The sequence below is a fragment of the Nitratireductor aquibiodomus genome (genome assembly GCF_900105565.1).
In the GTDB taxonomy this organism is placed as follows: Bacteria; Pseudomonadota; Alphaproteobacteria; order Rhizobiales; family Rhizobiaceae; genus Nitratireductor; species Nitratireductor aquibiodomus.
Map to the genome: position 1 here is coordinate 3,524,328 of NZ_FNSL01000001.1, position 21,395 is coordinate 3,545,722.

Below are 21,395 nucleotides of genomic sequence, written 5' to 3' on the forward strand. Positions count from 1 at the left end.
GTTCGCATTGCTGGCCTGCAAGATACTTTGGCGCTCATAGATTTTATTCGAGACCATTGGTCCGAGAAACACATTTTTGTGCGCGATTCAACAGTGTTCTCTTGGCAGTACGCCCAGAAAGACGGACGCCTGAACATGGTTTTGGCCGAGCAGGAAAACGAGGATGGCGTCAAGACGATCCTCGGCGTTCTGGGGTTTATTCCACTCGGCCGCTTCGATCCAGCCTTGGGTGATGATGGCATCCTTCTTGCTCTTTGGAAGGTCCGTGATGATATTGCGCCCCCGGGCCTCGGGCTGCGCCTCCTGAAGCTGATACAGGCCCAACTGAAGCCGAAGGTGATTGGCGCTATCGGCATCTCTGATATGGTCAAGCCGATCTATCGTGCGCTCGGCTACACGCTGGATCAGCTTGGTCACTGGGCACTGTTCAATCCAGAGTTCAAGGGAAAATGCGCGGTTGCGGCCAACGTGCCCGATGCCGCCTTCGCCCTATCGGGTGAAACGCCTACGTCACTTGCTCTCAAGTGCATCGACCGCGCGCAATGTGAAAATGTGGTGAGCGCGGTTGATAGAATTGCTAGTTTGCAGAGACCGAGAAAATCGTGGGCCTACGTGGTGTCCAGGTACATCGAACATCCATGGTACGATTACGCTCTACGCGCTGTCGAACACAACGGCGAGCCTGTGGCGCTGGTCGTTTGGCGTCAGGTCGAGTGCAACGGGTCGCGAATACTGCGTGTGGTCGATATCATAGGGGATACGAACTGGCTGTCGGATTCGACCCAGCTCCTGCGCGCTGAACTGGTCAGGGCAAATGCAGAGTACATTGACATCATGCAGGTCGGGACGCCGGGAGAGGTTCTCTCCAGGGGGCAGTTTATCGGACCGGAGCAATATGCAGAACTGATCCTACCGAACTACTTTTCACCTTTCGAAGCGCGCAACATCGACATTCATCTGGCCTACCGGGCCTTCCAGTCTGACTCTGGCCCGCTACGGCTGTATCGTGCTGACAGTGACCAGGACAGACCCAACTGACGTGTCCCCAGGGGAGACAATCGTGTACAAAATACTCCTTTGTGCCTGCGGCAATATCGGCTTTAGGCATCTTCAGGCGCTTGCATCCATGCAGGACGTCGGGTCTGCTGAGATTGCCATCGTTGAACCCAATGAGGACCTTCACCCAAGGGTACGCAGCTTCATTGCTGAAGTTGAAGCGCGGTGCGTGCACTGTTTCTGAGAGATAAGCCTGCAGCTCCGGTATTCACTACTCCGGAGCTATTGTTACGGTATAATATACGTTGCCGTAAAATGGTGCGCATTGGTCAATACTCAGATTGTGAGAAAAATGCAGTTCAGATCGGTGAGGTAGCTTTCCGATCGGCCGCAATGGCTTGATTTGAACGGCTTTGTTGCTTTTGGTCTGTTGTCATGAAAGTACATTTTGTCATTCAGAAGTTGACTGGGCTTACCGGTGGCGCCGAGCGTGTCCTGGTTGAAACCGCGGCAGCCATGCGCGAGCGCGGCTTTGATGTCCAGATACTCACATTCGAGGCGCGGAGGGGCGAGCCGGGTTTCGATACAGGCGAAATACCGGTGATCAATCTCTTTCCATTTGCGCGGCGGGGCATCGCACCAGGTTCGAAGGGAGGCGAGACAATGGTGTCTTCCTTCAATCTCGAGCAAATTGTGAAGACGATGCCTCATCGGTTTCCGATCGCCCAAGTCAAGTGGGGACTGACTCATGGCTTTTTTATACGCTGCCTCAAACGATACATTCGGCGGGAAAGACCCAGCGTACTCATCCCCTTCATGCCGCCGGCAATCACAGCCTGCGCCTATGCGGCCGCTGAAACGGGAACACCCGTCATCGCTTCGACGCACAATGTGCCGGAGCGAGATTTCGGCCCGAACGGGCGTTGGGATGCCAATCCATTGTTCCGGGAAAAATGTGTGGTAGCGCTCTCTATGGTCGATCGCATTCTGGTTCTACTACCCGAGTTCCGAAACTGGTTTCCAGACGAGTTGAAAAAGCGTGTGGTAATCATGCCAAATCCCGTGCGACGTCTTGCTTCAGTATCCAGCGGCAACGTGAAACGCGGGCGAACGGTGTTGGGTGTTGGCCGCCTGACGACGGTCAAGAGATTTGATATCCTCGTTCGCGCCTGGGCGCGTCTTGGTTCCCGAACCGATGGCTGGACCTTGCGAATACTGGGAGATGGGCCCGAGCGTATCCGTCTGCAGACAATGGTTGACGACTTGGGTTTGATGAATGTGGAGATGCCCGGAGTGGTCTCCGACATGGCCCGCGAATACGATCAGGCGATGATTCTGGGCCACCCTGCTGAGTTCGAGGGATTTGGCCTGGCGGTGTCGGAAGCGCTCGCCCACGGAGTTCCGGCAATTGGCTTTGAGGATTGTCCCGGCGTCAACACGCTTATCGAACCTGGGCGGAACGGAATTCTGGTGGCACCCGCTGCTGAACCTGAGAGAATGTTCTCCGAGGCGCTCTCCGACCTGATGCAGGATGACGCGCGACGCGAAGACATGGCCGCCCGTGCAACCTCTATTACCGAGCGGTACGGAAGTGATGCTATCCACGATCGGTGGGAGCACGCCATTCGAGATGTTGCCGCCGCAGGTGACGGACCAGCCGGCTGATCCTGCTCAGATCGAAAAAGTCTGGTGTGGACCCTTTGGAAAAAGAGAGCGGCTCAGAGTTTTCTCTTCCCTAAGCGCCTCTTCAGGTGGCAGCGAGAAAATGTGGGCTACCAGGGATTTGAGATTGCGGTCCGGACCTTCCACAAATTGCGGCTCATTCGCGAGGAAACGCTGAGAGCGGGCGGCATAGGCCTGCGGGTTCTCTGTAAGTTCAATGATAATTGAGCGCAACGCTTCTGATGAGCGGACGAACTGACAGTTTACGATTTCGTGCTGATCAACAGGATAATCTGCATCACCGTCTGTGACACAGGTTACCGGGACGCCGAGAACAGCGGCTTCAATCGCGGCAGTGCTGTAACCTGTCAGCATCATGTCGGAAGCAACGATTGCAGTCTTGGGGTCGGTTTCAACCACAATGACACGCTCGGTCATGCCGAACTCCTTGGCGAGCCTGAGATATGCTGCGACCCTGCTGGGCGTCTCCTCCGGATGGGGTTTCAGTAAAATAAGTACGTCCAGAACGGCACAGGCATTCAGGATATTGCTCCAAACCAGTTTCACATGCGCCCAACTGGATGGTTGGCAGAAGAAACTGATACACGATTTGTACGCAGAACAGTCTATATCGAAAGTGTCTCTAAGTAGCTCGCGCGCAGCAGCACGTGCGCTCGCAAGGTCGTGATCTTCAGGCGCCTTGATCCTTGGCGAACCCACGACGAAGGTTCGCTCCAGGGGAATGTTGAAGCCCCTCTCCGCAGTTTTCTTGAAGTAACCGGAAATGACACCATAGAAATCTGTATCGATGTTGATGTAGCGGCAGTAATTGCCGTTCAAGCCATGTGCCTCAAGCGAGAGGCTCGGAATACCGTGCCTGCGGGCAAGTCTCGCAAACGCTGCAACCCGAGGATTGCGTGGCGGCGCCAGAACGATCAGGTCGGGCAGTTCCTCGTCCGCAGAGAGCCGGGAGAACCAGGCATCGAAAACCTTGTGCTGGAGCAGGGCGGGGGCGATAACCTGCTCTGCAGTTTGATGCGCATTGACACGAATGAAATGTGCAAGCGCGAGATTTCCCGGTTCTGCAGCAAGGGATAGCAAGTGGCGCCTCAAATGCTTGTTCAATTGAGGCAGCTGCCGGTCTACGTTTGGAAGAAGCACGACATTAACATTCGGCGCTTCCTTCCCGATAGCCGTGATGGCTGAGAGGATCGGCCGAGCGTCTCTTCCGGCCAGGCCGATCGTGACGTCGTATTCTGCGGCCAAAGTGACAGCGTAGTCCGCGGTGGCCGCGTTATAGGCCGGGTTGTTTGCGGTCAGTATCAGGATGCGCTTGGTCCCGGACTTTGGGAACCCAGCCGCCCGGCGTGCAGCCACTGATGCACGGGCATCGGAATCTGCAATGAATTTTGACGGTGATGGTCCCCAGAGCATCGCGGTTGGCATCTCGCGGGGTGGCTGTAGCATTGCCTCCAGATTGTTCGTGAAGATCGTCCTCGCGTGCAGGCTGCGTGCGATGGAAATGAATTCGACCCGTGGATCCTTGAGCAGTGGGTCGACTGCGGAAAGATTCTGGAGAAACATGCCGTTGGAGCTCTTTGCTTGACAGGCAACGACAATGTGATCGAACTCCTCGGATTCAAGAAGCGTTCGCACCGCTTCTGTCCGGAGATTGCCAAAGAAAAGATGATCGGAGATCTCCAGCTCGACCGACGCGCGGTTATGCTCATCGAGCAAGCCATTCTCTTCCAGCAACCCGTCGGTAATCCGCTCTGCTGCAATGCGGGTTGCCTCGTGCAGATCCAGATAGGGTCTTGAGAAACGGGTGATACGTGAGCGGATGTGTTCGACCGTGATTTCGGCATCGCCCGCATAATCGGTGTATTCCTGAAAGTCCGTTTTGCCAAACGTGTCGCGCAGCCCAATCACGGTGATCTTTTCGGCACCCGTAAAGAGTTGAGCAATGGCAGGCCGGTCACTGAGTTCGTCAGCTATGATCAGCCTGTGCTTGCAAGGCTTTCGCATTCCGCTTTCCAGCAGGCCGCGCAAAGAGGAGTCGGTTGGTGGGACTGTCAGGTGGCTGCCCAAACTATCGATGATCTGGTGAAATTGCAGATCCAGGCGAACGTGTTTGTCCAAAACCAGGTCAGCAATTCGCTTCGCTGATGCGTCATCAAGCAACAGCCCTGCAGCCCCGACAAACGCGGCCGCATAGCTCATGCTCCCTCGGATCGTCTGGTCCAGGCGACTGCCCTCGGAAAGGTCCGCAGTTCTGAGACATTGAGCAAGCCCGGCTCTGCAATGCACATTGCGGGCAAGACAGATGAGGACCATAGGGTCCTGTGTTTTCATAAAACCCAGCCGCGTGAAATGGTCGACTGCATCCTGAGACCGTTTGGCCAATCGGTCCGCCCGCAATTCGACGTCGCCCCAAAGCTTACGCGTGGTCGGGGAGCGCCAGAAGAAATCCGCAGCGGCACTGGGGCCAAAGAGCATTTCTACCAGCCGAAACTGAGCCGTCATGGCGCGGCGTCGAGCTTTTGCAATGCCGGCTGAGATTCGTGCTTTCAGTAATTTGAACAGGGTTGCTTGGTGAGAAGCCTGTTTCAGGAGAATGATGGCGCGAAGTTCGAGCAGCGCCCGCCTCCACAACTCAACCAATTTCATATGGGTCTCCGGCTTCTGTTGTAGTAGGTCGGCCCGTCATGTTGAGCTTGTCGAACGTGCTTGTGACTCTGGGCGGCCAACCAGAAAATTCCGAAGCTTTAAATGCCTCGACCGGGATCAATTGCAATCCGATTTTTGCGAAGCCCAGATCACTTCGCTTTAACGCCGACGAAAAGGCCGTGACCGCAAGGTCAAATGGTTTTCCTCCGGCAAAGGGCCACGCCTCTATGGGAAACTGGGCTGGAACTGGTTCCGTATTGGGCAATGGGCAGGGCGTTTCTCGTGGATGCGGCTTGTGGAATACACGATACCCTTTGTCATGCAGCATCTGAATGACCAGTTCATAGAATTGTTTTTGCTGTGAGAACGAACAGATACCCGCCTGATCAAGGGGTTGGGTTAGAAGAAGAGCATTCTGATCCGCATCTCGCAGGCTCGGTGGCGGAGTTTCTAAGAATGCCCGGGCCAATGCTCGAGATCGATTTTCAGGCAGGGAAGTCAGTAGTTCTGTCATCTCGATCCTGCTTGCCTTAGCTCGGACCGATTGAGGAAGTTCTTCAGGCAGTGCGACCTGTATGCGATCAATCCAGGGTTCGTCGCCCCAGACTCTATAACGTGGTCGACGGCCTGCAAATCCACGCAGAAGCGCTTTCGCCCAAGGTATTGTATGGGTCACGTAATTGTGCGTTCCGCCTTCTCTCAACACGATCTCATCACAATGAGACACCAGTGCTTTCGCCGTGTGAAAACCAGAGTGGTACACATAACCCCTTTTAAAACGCCGGCCGCGAAGTGTCGGTGTTCCGTAAGAGTGTGGTGTGACCAGTCCCAAAGGGCCGCCGAACCTCACATTGCGTTGCACAATCGGCGGAAACCATCGGGGCAATTGGGAGAAGGCCGCGATCTCATCGGCATCGGTCGTAAAGAGAAAGTCTGCCTCCGGGCAAGCAGACAACAGGCGCTGGCGCAGTTCGGCATGCAGGGGCAGGTCATCCTCCAGGTAGATCAGGAGTGCCTTCTGACCCGTCAGCGCAATATCCGCCATTGCCATGAGCAGGTGTCGGTAGTTGTTGCAGAGGTGACTTGTAGAGATTTCGTCTTCACTCATGGTGTTGCAGCTATCTGCCCGTTTCCGGAACTTCATGATCCCCTGGTGCGGCAATTGTTGTGAAGGGAGGCTTACTCGATCGTTCCGGAGTTGGCACCGGGGTTTCTTCTGCACTAAGAGTAGCGTCTCGAATGCGCCTATATGAGGTCGAAAATGCCGCGAGTACTCACGGTTGTCATGTACCATTACGTGCGAGAATTTCAACGCAGTAGATACCCAAAAATCAAAGGGTTGGAGTATTCGGGTTTCGTGCGGCAGTTGAATTATCTGGCCGAGAACTTCACTCTTGTGCGCATCCAGGATGTTGTGGATGCAGCAAGAGAGAACGAAGAGCTGCCTGAAAACGCTGCTCTGCTGACGTTTGACGATGGTTACGCCGAGCATTACGATCTCGTGTTTCCGCTTCTGTTTGATCGCGGAATTCAGGGAGCTTTTTTCCCGCCGGTGGAACCTGTTCGGGACGCGCGTCTCCTTGATGTGAACCGCGTCCACTTTGTTCTTGCTAGCTGTGATGATCCCGCAAAGCTATCTGAGTACGTTGACGAACGGGTTCGTGAAGACCAGCGTGAGATGCAATTAGATACAGTGGAAAGCTATCGGGCCCGCTGGGCGCATCCCAACCGCTTTGATGATGCTGAGACAATATACGTAAAACGTATGTTGCAAACAGCATTGCCAGAAAAGCTGCGACGCTCCATTTCCAAGGAATTATTTGCACGGTTTGTCACAAACGACGAAGCCGCATTCGCTTCCGAGTTGTACATATCGCGTGACCAGGCTAAGCTAATGAACTCATGCGGGATGTATTTCGGATCGCACGGTTTCTCTCACTATTGGTTGAATGAAGTTTCACGCGAAAAACAGGAGAGAGAAGTGGATCTCTCTTTAGATTTCTTGCGCGATATTGGGTCTCCTGTCGATAAATTTTGGGCAATTTGCTACCCTTTCGGCGGGTGGAATGAAGAGCTTCTGACTGTACTGCGAAAACGGCACTGCACTCTTGGCTTTACAACACGTGTGGCGGCAGCCAATCTTGATTCTGATTGCCCGCTGACGTTGCCGCGTTTTGATACCAATGACTTCCCGCAATGAGCCTCTTGGTGGAAACATCGGGCGATCTGCCAAGGGATTTTGCTTTGACGTTATGGGGGCGTCCAATCTGAGGGCGAACAATCAGGTTAGCGGGCAGGACGCTGGGACAGCGGCTGAGCATAAGGCAGACGCGTTGGTTTGGGCGTCGGCCAACGCATCGCCCCCCCCCAACCACCACCGTTCAGCAATCTCAAGCGATCCGGGCGGTCAGTATCTTGATGGCTGCTGCACCGAACAGGAAACCCAAAACGGCATCGAAAGGACGACGGAACGACATGTAAAACCTCGATGCAGCCATTGTCGAAAACAGAAACGCGTAGCCGACAAAGACGATCATCGCCATGAAGGCGCAAAGCAGCACGGTCAGCATCAGGAGCGGCAGGGGAGCCGTGTTTCCCATGCCGACAGAAAGTGTCGCCAGCCAGACCAGCGGTGCCTTTGGATTGGTGAGATGTATCAGCAGGCCCTGGACAAAGCATCGGCGGATGCTGACCGGCTGCATCGCCTGAACCTGTTGCGGCTTTTCTCTAGCCATGGCCGAGCGCCAGGATTTGAACGCCAGGTAAAGGAGGTAGCAGCCGCCGGCCAGCTTCATGGCGGTAAAGAGTTCCGCGGATGCCTTTATGGCTGCGACGAAGCCGAATGCGGCAAAGCATCCCCAGAACATTGAGCCGGTCACGACGCCGAGCGACAGAGCCACAGCCGACGGGCGCCCCCGTGACATCGCCGTTCCCATGATCATGAGGGTTGCAGGGCCGGGGCTTGCAACGCCGATGGTGAAAATCGAAAGTATCAGGGCCAGACCTGGCAGGTACTGTGTCCAAAGATCAGCAGTCACCGCAACCCTCCCTTGCAGGCTTCGAGGATGAAGCTGGCATCGGTATCACGCCATGACGCGGGACGCCACGTTCGTGGTGCAGTTGTGCGCGATTCTGTCAGTCGCGGCGGGCATGAGCCTTCAACTCCACCCTGTCCGGGCGCAGAGGCCCAGCATCACGGCGCCGGCGACCGATAGCACCACACCCCAAGAGACGTAGTAGAGGATTGCATCTTCACTGCCGATGACCGTGGGCGATATGTAGATTGCCATGCCCAGCAGGCTGACCACCATCGAGGTGGCTGCTCGCACACGGCCGATTTCCTCGTTTTTTGCCAGAATCAGTATTCGACCGTCACATATGGCTCTTCCCCACGCGAACATCCCGCCAAGGGCCGCATAGATTGCGACCAGCAATGGGAGGCTTCTCGAGCTGGCGAAAGCCGCCATGGCGACCCCGGCCACGATGAGGATCACAAGCTCCCGGCGATGGGCGCCGGACAATCTGGTCCGCACTGCTGCAGCCGCCAGGGTCGCTCCGCCTCCGGCCGCCCAAGCCATCTCCAGAAGGCCATAGACGTCGCTGCCCCGTTGCAGGCTGTCCCTGACAAAACCCGGAACGAGGACATTTGCCATCTGGGATGCAGAAAGAAGCAGCCCCATGGTCAGGATGGTGAAGGCGAGCCGGGCCTGCTCGAGGATAGCCCTCAGCCCTCCCTCCATGCAGAAATGATGTCCCCTGGCGGCTTTGAAGGCGCGTTCTGGTAGTCCGCGAAGAAGAGGTTGATAATGGCGAACTGAACCATCATCAGCACTGCCATCAACAGTACTGGCCAGATCGCCGGAAGGTGATGAAGCAGAACGCCCCCAAGGCCCGTCCCGCATAGAATGCCGAGCTGACGGCAAATCGACACGCGGATGGCGAGCTTCATACGCAGATGTTCATCGACCGCCAGCTGGACAATGCCATCCAGCGCACCGGCATTGAGGACCGTCCCCAGCAAAAAGAGAACCGCATAGGCAAACAGCCACGGTGTGGCTGAACTGCCCAGTGCGGCGACGACCAGCGCGCAGACCCCCAGAATCCTTAGAGACTGCCCCTGCCGGATGATCAAAAGCCGGTTTTTCCGGTCGGTAACCACGCCGGCATAGATGGAGAAGACGAACGCGGTTGTGCTGCTGGCGAAAAACAGCTGCCCGACCAGGAACACCGATCCCTCGACTGCCGCGATCCATGAGGTGACAACGAGGCTGAGGCCAATGGTTGTAAAGGAAGCCATAGAGAATGCCATGACGGCAAACTCAATCGTCGCTCGATGCCGGAGATGGCGGGCAGGCAGGGGCGCAGGCGCCTGATCTGTCCAGTCGACTACTCCGCCAACACCGGTTTGCTTCTGCCGTACGTGTCCTGGCCGGCGAATGAAGAGGCAACGCAATCTACAGGAGGTGTCCCGTATGGAACGCTTCTGCGTCTCGATATCCACGACTGTGCCGGCAAGTCTCGATCTGAACTGGCAAATCAAATGTTCGAGAACTCGGGCATTCTTTGTATCCCGAGGGACTGCACCTGGCCGTCAACTTCCAGAACGCCATGGCAAAACGCGCGAACAAATTCCCTGTCCAGCGAGAATTAAGGAGCTTCTGTAGCGAGCGTGCTTTGCTACTTCAGTGCACCCTTGGTCGACATGAGCCTTTGAATTCGCCCGGCAGGAAGCGGCAAAACCGGCCCTCCCTGCCGGCTGCTCAGATGGGCTGGCCGTCAGTGCACTTCGGGCGCGTAAGGCTGGGTTTCACGCCTTTCGCCAAACGCTTCGCAGAAACGGTTGTGTCATGTGATGTACTGTTACGGGTTTCGGAGATATTCATGAATCTCAATTTTATATTATTTTATATAAATTTCTTTATAAAGGAATAATAAAAATTAATTTAATTGATCAGAGATAAATATAAAAATTAATCAATGAGTTATTTTATTTTTTATGTAATTCATGATAATATTTATATTGTAATTTTTGTATTTATGAAATATGTTTATAAGCCTCTTTGTCTGTCCGATCTAGGGAAGCTCCAGGAGAGACGGAGCCGCATTCTCGCGCAATCAGGCATAGTGTTAGGGCGCAATACTTGCCTGTGACAGGTGTTTTATTCGTCAGAGGTGTGCATCCTCAGCCTGTTCAGTTTGCGCAATACTGCGTCGGCGTCGAATGCGTTGCGCTCGCCAATGAGTATCAGCCGGCAGCCTTTCTCCTGATCCCACGGTGCAGATGATAAGGTGGCGCGTTTTCCGACGAGCTGGAAAACATGTCTACCCTGTCGACCTGTAAAGCTTAGAAGGCCTTTGCCGCGCAGCGCAGTGTCGGAGATCCGCAAAATCGCTTCTTGAAAGGAAGGCAGATCCACGAGACCTTCGTACTCCCACTCCACATGGACGAAACGGTCGTCATTCTGGAGGTCTGCTTCGACCGGGGCGCGGGGACTGTTGTCCTCAATGAAAAGGGCGCTCAACGGAACAGGCGCATCATCCATGTTGAGGATGCAGTTTTTCCCGCGGGAGGCCAGACCAGCGCGAAGCGCTTTCAGGTCACCTTGCGGGCATTCCGTAGTCTTGGACAGGAACAGGATATCAGATCCCTGCAGCTGTGCCTGCCAGAGCGGGTCATCTGCGCGCCGGGCCGCATCGGGCGCGTCAACAATGCCGATCACGGTTTCCAGACGGGCTTCCTTCCAGATGACCGGATCCATGAGCGACTGGACGATGCCGGCCGGGTCTGCGACGCCACTCGCTTCAATCACGATCAACTCGGGTTTCGGCGTGCGGGACAGAACCACCTTGAGCGTACGCATGAGATCGCCCTGCAATGAACAGCAGATGCAGCCGTTCTTCAGTCCAATGACACCCTCGCTCGTCTGGGCCAGCAGTTCGGCGTCGATGTTGATCGAGCCGAAGTCGTTGACGATGGCCGCAATGCGCAGTCCGTGCTCTGCCTGCAGCAGTCGATTAATGAAGGTCGTCTTGCCTGCGCCCAGGAACCCGGTAACAAGGAGAACTGGAACACTCACGGCATCTCACGCCGGATCGGTTGCCCGGGCGCAGCCCCGGTTTCTAGTTCGCCGTCCAGAATAACGAACTGCCCGTTGACCAGAAGCTGCCGAACACCTTCCGACGGTCTGTTCATCGCATTGAATTCTGCCCTGTCTGTCAGGGTCTCAAGATCGAAGACTACAATATCCGCGTCGCAGCCTTCCTGAAGGCGCACCTTTTTTGCGATCTGTGGGGCGCAGCTTTCGATTACCTTGCCGGGCAGGATAGTGCATTTGGCCAATGCATCCATCAAGGACATGCTCCGGCGTTCGCGGACATGTTCCCGCAGGAACCGGGTAAAGGTTCCGGACGATCTGGGATGAGCGGAGAGTTGATCGGGCAACGGCCATTCGAGGCCTTCGTAAATGCTGCCATCTTCATTTATCCAGGGCATCGCATCTGAAGCGATCGAACCACCGGGGTAGGTAACCGACAGATCAAGGAGGCGCCGGTGCTCGTCATTGGCATCCACATCCAGAAAGTGCCACATTACCAGATCCGTCGGGGACGCTTCTCTGGCCCGGCGCATATCATCTCGCCCGGTGAAGCGGTGGTGATTGCGGATCAGTTCGATGTTCGAGTAGTTGCTTCCGGTACGCCTGACGAAATCGGGTTCCATGAAGAACCCGGCGCTGACCACGGTCGCACCCGTGCCATAAGGATACGCCTCTGTCGTGATCGGCAGATTTTGCTCCTGCGCCTTGCTGACCAACTCGACCACGCGCTCAATATCCATCAGCGAGGTCGAGTTGAGGTGACAGATATGCATATGCGCTCCGGTAGCGCCGGCCAGTCCTATCAGGCGGACATAGCTGTCGACGGAGCTTTTCGGGTCGATATTGCTTAGATATGCGATGTGTGTGAAGGTCGGCGTCCCGTACTGAAAGGCGAGATCGCAGATATCCGCCATCTCCTTCACGCCGGCACCGGGGGCGTAGCCGTTGGGCAGTCCGATGCCGATAGCTCCTTCATCAAGCCCCTGCCGCACCAGGGAAACGATCTCATCCGTCTGCTGGGAATCGGCAGCTTCCGTGGACCAGCACATATCTTCCGAACCGGCACCCATCTGGTCGATCGGATGCACATCTGCGTCGAGCTCGATTGCGCCGAAGGCGACCTTGCGTGCGAATATCCAGGCCGCAGCAGTGCCGTAATTCAGTGCGCGGGGCAGCGTCGCCTGTCTTTCATACCATCCAGCTACCGGCAACGCGCCGACTTCGAGCTCCAGTGTCGTGGTCACCCCATCAAAAGCCTGCATCCGGTCTGCGGCTACGGATTGCCCATGAGCATGCAGGTCGAGGAAACCGGGCGCCACGATCAGTCCGGTGGCGTCGATTTCGCGGGCGGCGCTCCCTTCGAGATGCCCAATTCTGGCGATCTTGTGGGCCGAAATCGCCACGTCGCAAACCCTGTCCAATCCGGTTTCAGGGTCCATTACGCGACCGTTGCGCAGTATGATGTCATAGGTTTCGGTCACGGTGCAGGGTCCTCTCCGGCAAAGGGGTTTTCCGTCTTGGGCCAGAAGTTCCCGTCTCGCCGTGTGTAGGGCACGATGGTGTAGTCCGGGGTGATCGCACCGGGCGTTGCCAGATGTATGACCTCCGCTGCAATGGGCGCAAACCCGTCATAGAAATGCTGTGACGACTTCACCACCACATATTTCATTCTGGAGAGGTCGATCCCCAAATTCTGGAAAGCTTCCGGATGGAAGGTCTGCGTGCGCAGCGTGTTGATCACGACATGAACACCGTCAGCTTCCAGCCAGACGCAATCGCCCATGTTCATCTCTGCTGTGCCCAGATGCTGTACGGCGTCGGTGGCGATCCCGCGCACGGTCACTGTCAGGTCTACCGGGTCTCCCGACATCGGCCCGATCTTCCCGCCCAGGCGTACGGCCATTTTGGCACCGATCCCCGCATCCATGCACATGCCGACCAGCACCGGGTCCCAGAATGTTGCAAACGCGATATCCCTGAGACCGCGTTCCAGTGCCGCCCGCAGCACAAATGTCGAATCTGAGGGTGCGCCGCCACCTGCATTGTCTGCGAAATCGGCAAGGACAACCGGATTGGCGTCAAGTTTCACCGCCAGATCAAGACCATCTTCCATATTGGGGAAGCGTCGAAGGTCGTTGCGCATCGCCCAAAGCTCCTGGCCCAGTTCTCTGGCGCGACGTTCGGCCAGGCTGGCGTTCCCATCTGCGATAACCAGCGTGCGGGTGCCGCAGCGCGGGCTGTCTCCCCATGGGAAACCATGCACCAGTGACACGGACAGAATGCCGTCCTTGCCCTCCATGGCGGACATGCGGTCGACGTAGCTCCGGATAGGGTCGAAAGGCGTGTGATACATCGCCATCATGCGGCAGTCGTAGTCCCGCATGACCGGGTTCACCCTGCCTGCAGCGGCTTCGGCACAGAGGGCGAAAAGGTCTTCCGCACGTTCGACCACATCGACGTGCGGGTACTCCTTGTAGCAGACAATCGCGGTCGTATTGTCCAGCATCTGGGTTGTAAGGTGGCAGTGTGGGTCAAGCTCAAGTCCAATGATGGCGTCGGGTCCCACGATTTCCCGTACACGGGCCATCATGTCGCCTTCGCAATCGTCGTAGCCTTGCGCGATCATTGCTCCGTGCATGGACATGAGGACGACGTCGACCGGCATGGCCGCGCGCAAGTCGCTGAGGATGTCGTCACGCATCGTCTCGTATACGGCGCGCACAGTAGGGCCGGCGGGTTGTGCATACGTGCATAGCCCCTCGACAACTGCCCAGTTTTGCGCCTCTGCCATCGCGCGCCAGCGGGTCACGGCCGCTGCGTAAAGTCCTGCCTCACCGCGTGACGCGGACTTGGTGTAGAGGTGTTCCTTGAAACCACTCCAGCCAGTCGGGATAGGCGAGAAAGAATTGGTTTCAGTCGCTAAAGACGCCATGAACAGTTTCATTTTCTATTCCTGAGATTGGCCAGCGCGGTCGCAACATCCGCCAGAACATGGAAAAGGATCACTGCAAAGGCCAGCGGGATCGCAATGCCGAACACCACCATGGGCAGATCCATCGTCTCGGTCTGTCGACCGGCAAGGCGTGCGATATAGCTTCGCGCCGGATCGGCACCCAGCCCCAGAAAACTGAACCACAAAATAGGCAGAATGAAACAGAGCACGCCGAACGAGCGTATGAGAGAAAACACCAGTCCCCGGAGTCCCGAGGTTTCCAGCGCATCTGGAAACAGATTGGGATCGCGGCGAAAGCGGTAGGCACAGGACGCACCCAGAAGCCCGCCCCAGACCATCGAAAATCGTGCAAGCTCTTCGGTCCATATGGGAGGCTGGTTCAAGATGTAGCGGGCGATCACCTGCCAACCGGCTGCGGCTAGCATGATTGCTACAGAAAATGTTGCGCCAAGGAGAGCAAGTCGGTTCAGACGCCAGGAAAACCAGTTCAGCCGGTCCGCGATCGCCGACACTGTCAGCGCCCCACCGCTTTGTTCCATGCCTCCAGCGCGCCTTCTGGCATCTCCGTTGAAACGTAGATGGGCTGGCTGGCTTCACGGAACTTTGCGCGTTCCTCATCCGGAAGTTCGATCACTTCGATCCCGGCTTCTTCCAGCTGCTTCAGAACGGCCGTGTCGTCAGACACCAGTTTGCGATTGGCTTCGTGAGCCTTCTCGACCGCCTGTTGGACGATGTCGCGCTCTTCGTCCGTTAGGCTCTGGTACCAGTCTTCCGACGCAATCGCGACGCGGACAGACTGGCTCAGCCGTGCATTGGTGAAATAGTTGATGAAGGCCGTATGTCCGTAGGTCACTGGCACGAATGCTGGGTTGATATAGCCTCCGGCGACACCGGTCTGCAGGGCGTTCGGCACCTCCGACCAGGAGACAATCGTTCCTTTCGATCCCCATTGCTCAAAGGTGTTGATCTGAACCTCATCGAGCGCCCGCATGCGAACGCCTTTGATATCGTCGAAGGTGCGGATCGGAACTTCCGTGGTGAAGATGCCGGTCGGAGTGCCGGTCATAACAACGTCCAGTATGCGAACACCCTTGGGGGTCGTGCCTTCGTTCATCCTGGCCAGCATCCCGCCTTCGTCGAGCGCCTTGTCCAGCTGTGCAAGGTCCTCAAAGAAATAAGGCATCATCGCGCCGAAGATCGTACCATCCAGTGTACCAGCGGACTTTGCGTCTGACATCGACACTTCGAGCAAGCCCTGACTGACCTGATCGAGACGTTCCGCTTCTTCCCCCAAGGAGTTCCGCTCGAACTCCACGGCTTCTATGCCATTTGCATTGAGATATTCGCCAAAGGTGTGAGCCCACATATATGTCCCGGAGTTTTTCAGATCCGGCGGGCTGTCAAGGGCGATCTTCACTTCTGCCATGGCGGGAAATGTCAGAGCGAGGCTGACGACCGATGCCTTGAGGACGTGGGTCAGTTTCAACATGGTATTCCTCCCTGTAGATTGGTTCCTGCATCACTCCCAAAGTCCCAGTGTTCGAGGCAGCCAGAGGCTGATCTCCGGGGCGGATACAAGCACTCCTAAAACAATGATCTCTGCGATGATGAAGGGAATGACTGCGCGGGCCAGCTTCCAGTAATTGACACCCGTGACCGTTGACACGATCAGGAGGCAGCCCCCCAGTGGAGGGGTTACCAGGCCGATGCACAGGTTGAAGCAGATCATGATGCCCAGATGGACCGGGTCAGCGCCGTTGGCCAGGGCGACAGGTGCCAGGAGAGGCACGAGAAGCGCCAGCGCCACCGGCACGTCCATGATCATGCCTGCCACTATGAAGAGCAGGTTCATCGCGATCAGAAACCCGATCGGTCCGAGCCCCATGTCCTCCACCAGTCCTGCAATGGTCTGAGGGATGCGTTCCAGCGCGGCCAGATGGCCGAAAGCGGCGACGGCGCAAAGGATCATGAAGATCGATCCCGTCAGAACAGCACACCGTGAAAAGCTCTCCCAGATGTCCTGGCGCGTGAGCGGCGCATAGAAGAAGGCGGCGATAGCAGCCGCAAACACGGCGACTGCTGCTGCTTCCGTGGGCGTCATCCAGCCCAGAATGATTCCGCCAACGATTATCAGCGGCAGGCACAGTGCCGGTATTGCGGCAACAATTGCCGGTAACAAAGGTCGCGTATCGGACTTCTCGACACGCGGATGATCCTCGCGCCATGCGTACCACCCGTTCACGGCGAACAGTGCAGCGGCAAGGAGAAGACCCGGAACGATCCCGGCCACAAAAAGTGCGGCCACCGAAGTCTGCATCAGGGCGCCGTAGAAGATCAGAATGATCGACGGTGGCACGATTGGGCCGATGATGGATGATGCTGCCGTGACAGCTCCCGCATACTCCGCCGTATAGCCGCGTTCGCGCATTTCCGGAACGAGCGTGTTGGAGAGTGCCGCCGCGTCGGCGACAGCCGAACCCGAGATGCCCGCAAAGAACACGGAGGTCATGATGTTCACATGCCCCAACCCTCCGCGCAGGCGCCCGATCAACGCCATTGAGAGGTCGATCAGCGACTTTGTAACGCCGCCGCGGTTCATCAGCTCGCCCGCGAGAATGAAGAGCGGCATCGCCAGAAGCGAGAAAACGCTGATCTGCGAAAAGACCTTCTGTGGCAAGACTGCCAGATAGCGGGTGTTGTCGGTCAGGATGAAGGTCATCACAGCCGCGCCGCCGATGACGTAGGCCAGTGCCAACCCTGAGGCCAACATGGCAGCGGCAATCACGGGGATGAGCCAGATCATGCCGCACACGCCATGCGATCGGGCGCTATGCGGCGAAGGTCAAGCCCCTGATCGAGAATATGGGCCGGGAGGGGCGTGCCCTGCACCAGGGCGGTCGCCAACTCCGCTGCCGCAGGAGCGGACTGTATGCCATACCCTCCCTGTCCTGCCATCCAGAAGAAGCCGGGCGTCACCTGCGAGTAACCGATCACCGGTTCCTTGTCCGCTACGAAGCTGCGCAACCCCGCCCATTTGTTGTCGATCCGACGGATGTCGAGATCGAAGGCCGTCATGATCCGGTCTGCGCAGATTGCGATGTCAATCTCTTCAGGCTGTGCATCGCAGGGAACCGACGGTGTCTCGTCGGCGGGCGAGATCAGCAGGCGGCCAGCATCTGGTTTGAGGTAGAACTGTTCCTCGACATCGATTGTAATTGGAGCATCGCGGCGCGTGAAACCTTCCGGTTCGGCCACGACCATTGCAGTGCGTTGCTTCGGAACGAGCCCGATGCGTTCCGCGCCGGCGAGTTGGCCGATCTCCTCCGCCCAGGCACCGGCGGCATTGATCACCAAAGGCGCGGTGAGCGTGCCGATCTTTGTATGAACTTCCCAGTCATTGCCGATGCGCTCAAGCGCCTGCACCGGCGCGTTGTTAAGAAGCTGGCCGCCGCGGGCTTTGAAAACGCGCAGAAATCCCTGATGGAGCGCGGCAACGTCAATATCCTGGCCATCTTTATCCAGCATTCCGGCTGCTGCGTAGCCCGATCGCACGAGGGGTTGACGCGCTCTTAGCGCTTCAGGAACCAATCGTTCCACGCTTGTCTCGCAGGATGCCATCTCGATCAGACCGTCAAGCGCCTCCAGCTGATCCTCTCTTGCGAGCATCAGGATCTCGCGTGGGGTCAGAAGCGGGTTTTCTGCGAACCCGTCTGGAGGGGTGCCGAGAAAGTTTCGTGAGGCCCGGGTCAGGGCACGGACGCTTTGAGGGCCGTAGCTGGGGGCAAATACGGCAGCGGATCGCCCGGTCGTGTGATATCCCGGCTGTGCCTCCATCTCGACCAGTACCGTCTGCATGGTCTGGGAAAGCCCGGCCGCCACGGAAGCGCCTGCAATGCCTGCACCGATGACGATTGCGTCTGCTGAAACGGAGCGATCCGGCATGTAGTGTTTGCCCTTTAACAGCTATTCCATTGCCCCAACGCTATCGAAGAATTTTCGGAAAGCAACAAAAGTTTTCATATACGAAAATAATTTCCAATCGATTGGAGGCTTGATACAACCATTTGAGATTGAAAGAGGAACACCTGCTCATGACCACCACCCAGGCACTGGGGGCACGGCTCAGACACTTGCGCAAATCCCGTCAATTGACGCTCAACGACCTTGCCTCACGCTCGGGCGTTGCGGTTTCCACAATCTCTAAAATTGAGAACGGCGTGCTTTCCCCGACGCTGGACAAAGTGCTGCGCCTGGCGGAGGGGCTTGACCTGACAATCGGGCAGTTGATTGGGGATGACAAAAGCGAAAAGGCGTCGCCCAATAGCCGCTTCGTACCGTCGAGGGATGGCGATGGCGTTGTGATCGATACCAAGAACTATGTGTACAGATATCTTTGTGGAGAATTGACCAACAAGAGAATGGTCCCCATTCACGCGCGTATCAAGGCATCATCCATCAAGGAGTTTGGCCCGCTGGAAAAGCATGGCGGCGAGGAGTTTCTGGTCGTTATCGACGGGGAGGTCGTTGTGCATTCGGAGTTCTATGCGCCTGTGAGGCTGGGGCCTGGCGAGAGCATCTATCTGGACAGCACAATGGGGCATGCCTACGTCAATGCAGGGGATCGGGACGCCGAGGTTTTTTGCATTTGTACGGAACCGCTACGGGTTTCAAAAGACTCCGAGTCTGAGAATGACGGGCTCAAGACCGACTGACATCAACAACTGACGTTCTCCTGGCGCAAGCCCTGGAAGTCGATCTATCTTCGGGGCAGCGGTTCGAGGCGCGGGAGTGAAATAGGCGAATGGATACGGCTTTTTATTATTTCGAGACGGTGGCCGAACTGGGTTCGATCCGCAAGGCGGCCGAGAAGCTACATATTTCCGCCTCCTCGATCAGCCGCCAGATCCAGAAGCTCGAACACCTTTATGGAACCACGCTTCTGGTGCGCCAGGCGCAGGGCGTTCGCCTCACGCCGGCGGGGGAACTGGCTGCCCGTTATGTGCAGAGCCGGGCGAAGGAACTGCAGCGTTTGCGCAGCTCAATCGATTCTCTCAAGAATCTCGATAGCGGCCACGTAGTCATCTACACGGTGGAAGGTATGATCGGTGGGCTCCTGCCGCGCGCCCTGGCCACATTCGGAGAACAGCATCCCGGCATTACCTATGAAGTCTGCACCGCCAGCACCGACGAGGTGATGCGAGCGGTCGCGGAAGATCGCTGCGATATCGGCATCTCCTTCCAGCCCTATCCGCGACCTGAAGTGGAGATGCTGTCGAGCTTCCGGCAGCCTCTGATGGTGGTCGTTTCCTCCGCGCACCCCCTGGCCGGGCGCAAGGAAATCCAGATGGGCGACATCGGCGATTTGCCGGTGGGTGTGCCTGATCGCTCTTTCGGTATTCGCCATCTGGTCGATCATGCGGTGAAGGCCGACCTTCTGACACTCAACATCCGACTCGAGACAAACTCCATCGATATGATGCGCAAGTTTGCCCTGCAGAATATGGGGCTTATCTTTCTGCCGGCCTTCTCCTTCGAGCGTGAGCTAGCCTCGGGCGAACTCGTTGGAATCCCGATTGTGTCGCGCGCGCTTTCGCTTTCAACCACGCAGATCTGCAAGCGTGCCGAGGTCGAGCTTACGCCTTCGGCCGGCAAACTCGCTGCGGTCATTATTGAGACGGCAGAAGCCTTTTCGCGCGTTGCATGAAATGCAACGCTTCGTGCTCACATTGATGCTTCCTTGACGCACCTAATTTCCCCTAGGGTGTGAGCCACTACGTAATGTCCGATCAAAATAAGAGACATGAGGGGTATTTCTATGGGATTTTCTTTCAAGCCGTGGCTGCTCTCGGTGATGGGTGCCACAATGATGGCGGTTCAGCCCGCTGCAGCACAGGAAACACTTCGCATCGGTGCGCCGCTGCCTTTGACCGGGCCGCTTTCGCCCGAAGGGCTGAAGCAGCAGCGTGGCTATGACCTGTGGGCCGAGACGGTCAATGGTAAGGGCGGTATCGAGGTGGATGGCACGACCTACAATGTCGAGATCGTCTATGTGGATTACGAATCCAACACGCCACGCGCCGTGCAGACCGCCGAACGCCTGATCACCAATGACAAGGTCAACTTCCTGTTTGCGCCCTTCGGTTCCGGTGCCGCCAAGGCGGCAAGTTCCGTTGCCGAGCGCTATCAGATCCCCATGATCGCGGCGACGGCATCGTCCTCCAGCGTTTACGATCAGGGTTACAAGTACCTGTTCGGGACTTTCACGCCGAACCAGACTCTCACAGCGCCACTCACTAACATCGTCGCCGATTCCGGCCAGGGCGTGAAGACTGTGGCGATCTACGCCCGGAACGATCTCTTCCCGCTCGCCATTGCCAATGAGATGAAAGCCTCGGCGGAAGGCAGGGACCTTGAGGTTGTCTCTTTCGCGGAATACGCAATCGGCACGATGGATCACGCCTCTGCGCTGACGCTCATGCTCCAGTCGCAGCCCGACTGGGTGTTCATTACTGGCTATATCAACGATCTGATCCTGATGCGCCGCCAGATGGCTGACCTCGGCATCAAGCCGAAGGTTCTGACCATGATCGCCGGTCCAGCGTATAAGGAGTTCATCGACGCCACTGGCCCGCTTTCGCAGAATGTGACCAGCGCTGCCTGGTGGCATCCGGCCGTGTCCTACAAAGGCGAGGATCTGTTCGGTTCGACTGCCAACTATGTGAAGGCGTTCGAAGACAAATACGGCGCAACGCCGGATTATGCCGAGGCCTCCGCCAGCGCCGCCGGTGCGATCCTTCAGCTTGCCATCGACGATGCCGGCTCCATCGATCCGACGGCCGTGCGTGATGCGCTTGCCGCGATGGACACGGTGACCTTCTACGGCAATGTACGCTTCGACGAGACCGGCCAGATCGATTCTCTCGAGCCTCCTGTCTTCCAGATCCAGGACGGCTCGACCAAGACGATCTATCCCGAAGCCGTCAAGCAGGGCGAGATGCGCTACAGCGACATCCAGTAGTCTA

General features: G+C 56.9%; 18 protein-coding genes. 6 read left to right on the forward strand and 12 right to left on the reverse strand.

Annotation, left to right across the window (positions count from 1 at the left end; translation table 11 throughout):
• Positions 1-27: 27 nt before the first annotated feature.
• Together BLW55_RS16660 and BLW55_RS16665 are read left to right on the forward strand one after the other, a co-directional pair.
• Complete coding sequence (locus BLW55_RS16660) at positions 28-1,038, forward strand: hypothetical protein (RefSeq protein WP_090329537.1); 1,011 nt, start codon at positions 28-30, stop codon at positions 1,036-1,038.
• A 393-nt stretch (positions 1,039-1,431) separates the two neighbouring features.
• The gene (locus tag BLW55_RS16665) at positions 1,432-2,661 is read left to right on the forward strand and encodes a glycosyltransferase (protein WP_090329538.1); all 1,230 of its coding nucleotides are present in this window, start codon (positions 1,432-1,434) and stop codon (positions 2,659-2,661) included.
• 6 nt (positions 2,662-2,667) lie between these two features.
• Here the strand turns inward: BLW55_RS16665 and BLW55_RS16670 are convergent, their stop codons facing one another.
• Both BLW55_RS16670 and BLW55_RS20680 read right to left on the reverse strand, forming a co-directional pair.
• A complete protein-coding gene (locus BLW55_RS16670; RefSeq protein WP_090329539.1) occupies positions 2,668-5,325 on the reverse strand; it encodes a glycosyltransferase family protein in 2,658 nt (885 codons plus the stop codon).
• On the reverse strand, positions 5,312-6,433 hold the full coding sequence (locus tag BLW55_RS20680) for a polysialyltransferase family glycosyltransferase (RefSeq protein ID WP_143038451.1): 1,122 nt from the start codon (positions 6,431-6,433) through the stop codon (positions 5,312-5,314). The genes BLW55_RS16670 and BLW55_RS20680 overlap by 14 nt, the downstream gene beginning before the upstream one ends.
• A gap of 153 nt (positions 6,434-6,586) precedes the next feature.
• Between BLW55_RS20680 and BLW55_RS16680 the strand changes: the two genes are divergently transcribed.
• The gene (locus tag BLW55_RS16680; protein WP_177175097.1) at positions 6,587-7,525 is read left to right on the forward strand and encodes a polysaccharide deacetylase family protein; all 939 of its coding nucleotides are present in this window, start codon (positions 6,587-6,589) and stop codon (positions 7,523-7,525) included.
• 190 nt (positions 7,526-7,715) lie between these two features.
• Here BLW55_RS16680 and BLW55_RS16685 read toward each other — a convergent pair whose 3' ends face one another.
• The 10 genes from BLW55_RS16685 to BLW55_RS16730 all read right to left on the reverse strand — a co-directional run bounded on the left by BLW55_RS16685 (position 7,716) and on the right by BLW55_RS16730 (position 18,315).
• Complete coding sequence (locus BLW55_RS16685) at positions 7,716-8,363, reverse strand: LysE family translocator (protein WP_007009039.1); 648 nt, start codon at positions 8,361-8,363, stop codon at positions 7,716-7,718.
• Between the two features lie 120 nt (positions 8,364-8,483).
• Positions 8,484-9,065 (reverse strand): MFS transporter, encoded by a 582-nt coding sequence (locus BLW55_RS16690; RefSeq protein WP_090329542.1) that lies wholly within the window; start codon positions 9,063-9,065, stop codon positions 8,484-8,486.
• The gene (locus tag BLW55_RS16695) at positions 9,050-9,622 is read right to left on the reverse strand and encodes an MFS transporter (protein ID WP_025031018.1); all 573 of its coding nucleotides are present in this window, start codon (positions 9,620-9,622) and stop codon (positions 9,050-9,052) included. The genes BLW55_RS16690 and BLW55_RS16695 overlap by 16 nt, the downstream gene beginning before the upstream one ends.
• Positions 9,623-10,484: 862 nt before the next feature.
• Positions 10,485-11,402 carry a CobW family GTP-binding protein gene (locus BLW55_RS16700; protein WP_090329543.1) on the reverse strand — a complete coding sequence of 306 codons (918 nt, stop codon included), beginning with the start codon at positions 11,400-11,402 and terminating at the stop codon, positions 10,485-10,487.
• On the reverse strand, positions 11,399-12,859 hold the full coding sequence (locus tag BLW55_RS16705; protein WP_244509179.1) for an amidohydrolase family protein: 1,461 nt from the start codon (positions 12,857-12,859) through the stop codon (positions 11,399-11,401). Before BLW55_RS16705 ends, BLW55_RS16700 begins: the two co-directional genes overlap by 4 nt.
• 38 nt (positions 12,860-12,897) lie before the next feature.
• Positions 12,898-14,364 (reverse strand): M81 family metallopeptidase, encoded by a 1,467-nt coding sequence (locus tag BLW55_RS16710; protein WP_090329545.1) that lies wholly within the window; start codon positions 14,362-14,364, stop codon positions 12,898-12,900.
• Positions 14,361-14,912, reverse strand: a complete 552-nt coding sequence (locus tag BLW55_RS16715) for a TRAP transporter small permease (protein WP_090329546.1) — start codon at positions 14,910-14,912, stop codon at positions 14,361-14,363. The genes BLW55_RS16710 and BLW55_RS16715 overlap by 4 nt, the downstream gene beginning before the upstream one ends.
• Positions 14,888-15,862 carry a TRAP transporter substrate-binding protein gene (locus tag BLW55_RS16720; protein ID WP_007010852.1) on the reverse strand — a complete coding sequence of 325 codons (975 nt, stop codon included), beginning with the start codon at positions 15,860-15,862 and terminating at the stop codon, positions 14,888-14,890. The genes BLW55_RS16715 and BLW55_RS16720 overlap by 25 nt, the downstream gene beginning before the upstream one ends.
• Before the next feature lie 30 nt (positions 15,863-15,892).
• Positions 15,893-17,176, reverse strand: coding sequence for a TRAP transporter large permease (locus tag BLW55_RS16725; protein ID WP_090329547.1), 1,284 nt, complete (start codon positions 17,174-17,176; stop codon positions 15,893-15,895).
• Positions 17,173-18,315, reverse strand: a complete 1,143-nt coding sequence (locus tag BLW55_RS16730) for an NAD(P)/FAD-dependent oxidoreductase (protein ID WP_025031191.1) — start codon at positions 18,313-18,315, stop codon at positions 17,173-17,175. Before BLW55_RS16730 ends, BLW55_RS16725 begins: the two co-directional genes overlap by 4 nt.
• Positions 18,316-18,464: 149 nt before the next feature.
• Here BLW55_RS16730 and BLW55_RS16735 point away from each other — a divergent pair, with 149 nt between their 5' ends.
• From BLW55_RS16735 to BLW55_RS16745, 3 genes are all read left to right on the forward strand, one after another.
• Positions 18,465-19,085 carry a helix-turn-helix domain-containing protein gene (locus tag BLW55_RS16735; protein ID WP_090329548.1) on the forward strand — a complete coding sequence of 207 codons (621 nt, stop codon included), beginning with the start codon at positions 18,465-18,467 and terminating at the stop codon, positions 19,083-19,085.
• A gap of 89 nt (positions 19,086-19,174) precedes the next feature.
• A complete protein-coding gene (locus BLW55_RS16740; protein WP_007010856.1) occupies positions 19,175-20,077 on the forward strand; it encodes a LysR family transcriptional regulator in 903 nt (300 codons plus the stop codon).
• Positions 20,078-20,188: 111 nt separating this feature from the next.
• Positions 20,189-21,391: an amino acid ABC transporter substrate-binding protein gene (locus BLW55_RS16745; RefSeq protein ID WP_090329549.1), complete on the forward strand. Its 1,203-nt coding sequence runs from the start codon at positions 20,189-20,191 to the stop codon at positions 21,389-21,391.
• Positions 21,392-21,395 lie beyond the last annotated feature (4 nt).